This window comes from Frankia sp. CgKIO3, from assembly GCF_977946435.1.
Window position 1 is genome coordinate 1 of sequence record NZ_CDWTMO010000255.1, and the last position, 3,861, is coordinate 3,861.

Sequence of the window (3,861 nt, forward strand, 5' to 3'; positions counted from 1 at the left end):
TTATGCCGACGTCGGCATAATGCCCACCTCACCGCGCAACCGGTCCGCAGCCGGTGCGGGGGCCGACCCGCCAGCATCTCCTTGCGCCGACCGACGAACCGATCCCACAACATCGCCATGTCCGCGGGAGCCGCGACCTGCGGCTGGCCACCGAACCGATGAGCCGCCGTGTCCAGCCCGTCCGCGTCGACCAACGCGCTGAACAGGAAGCGCATCAGCATCTCGCTGGTACCCGGCTCATCGAACCCGACCGGGAGACGCACCGGCGGCCCGTCGAACAACCCAGGAAGCAGCGGACGTAGCGCTGCCTCCGCTTCCGCCCGGTCCTGTACATCTCGCGGTTTGCTTCGATCTTTGATCATCGAGCGTACCTCGGACGGATTGGTCAGCCCGCCGTGATGACCATGCAAAGGCAAACCGAGCACCGGGAAGGCCCCACGCCGCTCCGAGAGAAGAACGCCCAACGTTTTATGATCTTCGCCCACGCGGACGCTCGTCGCCTCCGCCCGCAACAGACCGTCCTGCCAGGCACAGGATGCCTTGCCCACGTCATGCGCCAATCCTGCGAAGCGGCCCACCTCACCGGCACCGAACACCGCGGCGAAACGCTCAGCGAGCAGTGCGGTGCCCTCAAGATGATCGACAAGTCGGTGGCGCATGCCGGACGTGTTCATACTGTGTGCCCACATCGCTGAACCCCGCTCTCGAGTCCGCGTCGAGCCACCCCCCGTGGCCGATTAGCGACGCAACCTCGTCCGAGGATCATTCAGGCGGATGGGTCCGACAGTTTCCGGCCGGGAGTCGATGCCATCTCCCAACCATCGGCCTCCCGACCCATCCGGCTCAGGACCATAGTCCCGCCGACGAACGAAGCGATCATGTAAACATGCCGGAAGCTGCTACTCGAAGGGCACTCCAGCACGACCATGCAGAGCTCGGAACCTTGAGCCAACCTTGCGAGTACCCCACCGACTCGCTGGAGCGGGAGTCGACCCATCAGCTGGGGAGAGCGGATCTTGGCCGACGATCCCGACCACGGCTTCCTCGACATTGCAGACCCGCATCTTCACCGCCGCGTTCGTCCACGAAACGGACGACCTTCGCGGCCTGGCCGCAAGGCAGAATGGTTCTCCCTAACGCCGATTTCCGCACGGGCCCGTCCCCGGCGAGGATCACAACGGAGTGAAGGCGCGGCGCAGAACGTCGCCGCGCAGCGTTGAGCGCCCGCCCCGGGCGGACGCCCTCTCCAAGGCGGATCAGTCGCCCGAGGATGCTGTCTCGCGGAAGACCAAGGTGACGTCGACGTCGCCGAAGTGCTCGGCGAAGACGGCGCTGGCCGGCATGGACGCGAAGGCGGCGGCTACCTGTTCGACTGTCGCCTCGGGCGAGACGGACAGCCCGATGTCGACCGCCGGCGGGTGCACGATGCGGGTCACCGTGACGAACTCCGACGCGTGCTGTGGACTGGGGGGTGGCTCGGATGGTCGAACGGTGGTCATACTGCGGCCTCCTTGCGGATCCGTCGCGGATGTCCCGCCTCGATCGTCGGCACGGGGCGGAGTCGCCTCTCGGCGCAACGGGTTGTAGCGCTGCAATCAAAGTATGCGCCCTGAGGTTGTAGCGCTGCAACTAGCTAGTGTTGATCCGTGGCGGATGAGACCATGACGAGCAGTGACATCGCGTCGTTGCTTGGGATCCCCCAGACCGCCGTCAACAAGATGATCTCGAAGGCGTCCGACTTCCCGACGCCCGTTATCGCGCGACCGAACTTCCGGGCCTGGCGGCGCCCTGAGGTCGAGGCATGGTTACGGCAGCACCGCCCCGGTGCGCTCGACGGCCAGTAGAACTCCGCCAGGAAGGGCCTCGCCGCCGTAGCCGACGCCTGCGACGCTCGGCAACGCCGATATCCCAGTCGCTGAGCTCACCCAGGGTCAGGTTCCTTTCCCTCGACGCCACCCCGGAGAATTCTCTACCAGGGCACGGCGTGCCCGGAGCCCCTCGCCCTTGGTTCGATGGGCGGCCTCATGGGTCCTGGGAGCTTGCGCGTAGCGCAAGCTCCATATGTGCCGTCGGAGGTGGGTGACGCCAGGTGCCGTTCTGTCCATCGTCCGGCGGGTTGTTTTCCCCGAGGGGAGTGGGGGTTCGGGGGCGCATTCGTGTGCCGCGTCCTGCCGATTTTCGTAAACATTCAGCTTCATTGTTGATGTTGCTGTGAGTGGTTGGCGCTCGTTCCGGGTCCGACTGTTGGCTGATGTGTGGCGCATCGGATCTGGTGCGTGTGGTGACGTGGTGGGGTGCCGCCGCCGGAGGAGATGCCGATCGAGGGGCTGATCGCCCTCGTCCGCGCGCAGGCGGAGTTGATCGCCGAGTTGCGGGCGACGGTGGCGACACAGGCCAGGGAGATCGCGAAGCTGACGGCGAAGGTCGCTGACCTGGAGCGGAAGGTGTCGCGGAACTCGTCGTTGTCGCCGTCCACGGACGACGCGATCCCGGGGCGGAAGCCGCCCGGGCCGGCGGGTGGGACGCCCGGGGCTGCGGGCGGTGGCGGGGTGGGGAAGAAGAAGCGTGGTAAGCAGCCGGGCGCGGACGGGTTGACGCTGGCCTGGCGGGAGGACCCGGATCGGGTCGAGGCGCATTTTCCGGCCGGGGCGTGTGACTGCGGGGCGGCGCTGGCCGGGGCGAGGCCGGCGGGGGTCGCGCGCTCGCACCAGTCCCACGATGTCGAACCGGCCAGGTCGACCGTGACCCAGCATGATTTCCACCAGGTCGTGTGCGGCTGCGGACGCCGCCACGTCGCCGCCCGGCCCGGCGGGCTGTCCGGCGCGCCGGTGTCTTACGGGCCCGAGTTGCGTGCGCTCGCGCTGTACTTCCTGGTCCGCCAGCACCTGCCGGTCGAGCGGACCCGGGAGGCGATCGCCGAGCTGTGTGGGGTGGAGGTCTCGGCGGGCTGGCTGCACTCGCTGCTGGCCCTGGGAGCGGACGTGGTCGCCGAGTCGGTCGACGCGATCGAACAGCGGATCGCGTCCGAGAAGGTTGTCGGGTTCGACGAGACCCCGCTGAAGGTCGGCCCGAAGGGCAAGAAACGCTACGTGCTGTCCGCGTCGACGCTGCTGTTCACGCTGTTCATGCTGGGCCGCCGCGACAAGGCCAGCTTCCGGCTGTTCCTGCTCGGCCGGATGCTCGGGGTCGTCGTCCACGACCGTTACGCCCTCTACGACGCCGAGGAGTTCGTCGGTTTCCTGCACCAACTCTGTGTCAGCCATCTGCTGCGTGACATCCAGGACGCCGTCGAGACCTACCCGGAGCAGGTGTGGCCGGTCCAGCTCCAGGAGTCGCTGCGGGGCCTGGTCCACCAGGCCAACCTCGCCCGCGCGGCAGGGCTGGCCGAGGTCCCCGCCGCGCTGCGCGACCCGCTGGTCGCCGAGTACCGCGGCGCGGTCCGCGTCGGGCTCAGGGACGTCCCCGCGGCCGAGAAGGGCGCGAAGCAGCCGGTCGGCCGCTGCCTGCTCGAATGCCTGCGTGACCGGCAGGACGACGTGCTCCGCTTCGTCTTCGACCTCGACGTGTGGCCGACGAACAACCAGTCCGAGGTGCGACACGAGGTCGCACGTTACAAGTGGATGTGTCGAAAGGAGGGCCGGCTGATGCCGGTGACATAATCCCGGGCCAGTGCCCGATGGCCCGTTCCCACCTGGGCGTGCGTCGCTGGTAACGGCGGGGTGCGAAGCCCCGGGGAAAGCCCAAGGGTCCCTGATTCATCCGGGGGTTACAGGTGAGGGAAAGACCGAGCGGGTGAACGTGAGTGAACCCTCGATGATGCCTCGTTAGGGATAGTCATTAAATAAGTTGATCATTTGATCT

4 protein-coding genes are annotated in these 3,861 nt (G+C 67.3%); 2 read left to right on the forward strand and 2 right to left on the reverse strand.

The window, feature by feature from the left end:
• Together AC08OJ_RS19095 and AC08OJ_RS19100 are read right to left on the reverse strand one after the other, a co-directional pair.
• On the reverse strand, positions 1-674 hold a 674-nt coding region (locus AC08OJ_RS19095; RefSeq protein ID WP_476596455.1), incomplete at its 3' end, for a CRISPR-associated endonuclease Cas3''.
• Positions 675-1,256: 582 nt separating this feature from the next.
• A complete protein-coding gene (locus AC08OJ_RS19100) occupies positions 1,257-1,499 on the reverse strand; it encodes a hypothetical protein (RefSeq protein ID WP_476594788.1) in 243 nt (80 codons plus the stop codon).
• A gap of 162 nt (positions 1,500-1,661) precedes the next feature.
• Here AC08OJ_RS19100 and AC08OJ_RS19105 point away from each other — a divergent pair, with 162 nt between their 5' ends.
• Both AC08OJ_RS19105 and AC08OJ_RS19110 read left to right on the forward strand, forming a co-directional pair.
• Positions 1,662-1,844 carry a helix-turn-helix transcriptional regulator gene (locus tag AC08OJ_RS19105; protein WP_476594787.1) on the forward strand — a complete coding sequence of 61 codons (183 nt, stop codon included), beginning with the start codon at positions 1,662-1,664 and terminating at the stop codon, positions 1,842-1,844.
• Between the two features lie 450 nt (positions 1,845-2,294).
• Positions 2,295-3,659 carry an IS66 family transposase gene (locus tag AC08OJ_RS19110; RefSeq protein WP_476596456.1) on the forward strand — a complete coding sequence of 455 codons (1,365 nt, stop codon included), beginning with the start codon at positions 2,295-2,297 and terminating at the stop codon, positions 3,657-3,659.
• The last annotated feature ends 202 nt before the right edge of the window (positions 3,660-3,861 follow it).

Bases quoted from the DNA above. Each gene is read 5' to 3' on its own strand.
- AC08OJ_RS19100 (WP_476594788.1), bottom strand. From the start codon at position 1,499: ATGACCACCGTTCGACCATCCGAGCCACCCCCCAGTCCACAGCACGCG.
- AC08OJ_RS19105 (WP_476594787.1), top strand. From the start codon at position 1,662: ATGACGAGCAGTGACATCGCGTCGTTGCTTGGGATCCCCCAGACCGCC.